This is a genomic window from Neobacillus cucumis (assembly GCF_002860255.1).
In the GTDB taxonomy this organism is placed as follows: Bacteria; Bacillota; Bacilli; order Bacillales; family Cytobacillaceae; genus Neobacillus; species Neobacillus cucumis_A.
Window position 1 is genome coordinate 1 of sequence record NZ_PGVE01000016.1, and the last position, 1,693, is coordinate 1,693.

At 40.9% G+C, this 1,693-nt stretch carries 2 protein-coding genes and 1 riboswitch; of the genes, one reads left to right on the plus strand and one right to left on the minus strand.

Annotation, left to right across the window (positions count from 1 at the left end; genetic code table 11):
- The coding region (locus tag CVD27_RS02660; RefSeq protein ID WP_142384067.1) for a phosphoenolpyruvate carboxykinase (ATP) at nucleotides 1–665 on the minus strand (665 nt) is incomplete at its 3' end.
- Between the two features lie 177 nt (nucleotides 666–842).
- Nucleotides 843–962, plus strand: a riboswitch (SAM riboswitch).
- A 176-nt stretch (nucleotides 963–1,138) separates the two neighbouring features.
- On the opposite strand from CVD27_RS02660, the gene CVD27_RS02665 reads away from it, so the two are divergent.
- On the plus strand, nucleotides 1,139–1,693 hold a 555-nt coding region (locus CVD27_RS02665; protein WP_308301723.1), incomplete at its 3' end, for an S-adenosylmethionine synthetase N-terminal domain-containing protein.

The window sequence follows — 1,693 nt, forward strand, 5'->3', positions numbered from 1 at the left end:
ACGTTTGCTGAACAGTGCATAGAAAGAATACCTTGTTCAGGTAGCAAGAAGTTCATAACAGAGAAAATAGATTTTTTCATTTCTCCAGCGTACTCTGTTCCACCAATCAAGACGATGCGCTTTTCAAGCGACACAATGATGAACGTTTCAGAGTTTGTGCCATCCACTTTTGGATCCGCTTTGAATGAAGGGGCAGCCAAAATTGTGAATTGCGATTCGTGTGCTTTTAATTCTTCTTCGGTTGGACGGATGAATAATTGGTGAACAAACAGATTTTGCCAAGCTAATTCATTAATTACTTGGATAGACAATTGAGAGTCTTTATCTGCTCCTGCAAACCCTTTAAATACAAAGAGTTCATCTTTTATCTTCAAATGATCAATGACTTTCGTGTATAATGAATCAAAGATCTCTTCTGAAATCGGACTGTTCGTGCTACCCCAATCTACTTTATCCTTAGACACTGCATCTTCAACGATGAATTTGTCCTTAGGTGAGCGTCCTGTATATTTACCTGTACGTGCAGTGATCGCACCGTCGGCAGAAAGTTTAGCTTCGCCTCTTGCTACTGCTTTTTCCGTTAATTCCGCCACAGACGCTTGGATCGTCACGTTGCTTCCACTAAGAAGACTTTTTAAACTATCATCAATTTTTGCAGATATCATGTTTACATACCGTCCTTTGCGTAGTCGTTTTATTTTTATTTAGATGAGAATATCCTAATTCGTAAATAGTATAACACATTAAGAATAATAATCTATACTAATTCAAAACTCAAGTGATTTTGAAGAAATAATTTGACAAAATCCAAACTTTTTAATACGATGTGACATGAACGGATACTCTTATCCCGAGTTGGTGGAGGGTACAGGCCCTGTGAAACCCGGCAACCTGCAATAGACGCAAGTCTAACGCGAAGGTGCCAAACCTGAAGCAAGGTTTAATTCCTTGGACGATAAGAGTGAAAGGTGCTGCGCGTGAAATTTTGCCTTTTACTCATGGATTGAATATGAGTAGAGGGCTTTTTATATTGTCTAGCCCTGAATCCTTATGGTATATGCTTGACGTCTAGGCGTGGAACTTTACCAGGGACTTATGAGAGTACCGTATCATGATGCTTAATATAGGGGGAAACAACATGACAAACCGTCGACTGTTTACATCAGAATCAGTTACAGAAGGCCATCCTGACAAGATGTGCGACCAAATTTCAGACGCAATTTTAGATGCGATCCTAACGGAAGATCCAAATGCGCGTGTGGCATGTGAAACGAGTATAACGACTGGACTCGTATTAGTAATGGGAGAAATCACTACGACAACGTATGTGGATATTCCAAAAGTCGTTCGCGACACTGTTAAAGAAATTGGGTATGTTCGTGCGAAATACGGCTTCGATTACGAAACGTCCGCTGTACTTACTTCCATTGATGAGCAATCACCCGAAATCGCTGCAAGTGTCAATGTGGCACTCGAAGCACGCGAAGGCTCTATGTCAGATGAAGAATTAGAGGCAATCGGTGCAGGAGACCAAGGCCTAATGTTTGGATATGCATGTAATGAAACGCCAGAATTAATGCCTCTGCCAATCAGCCTGTCTCATAAATTGGCACAACGCCTGGCACAAGCGCGTAAAGAAGAACTTATATCCTATTTACGTCCTGACGGAAAAACACAAGTAACGGTAGAATAT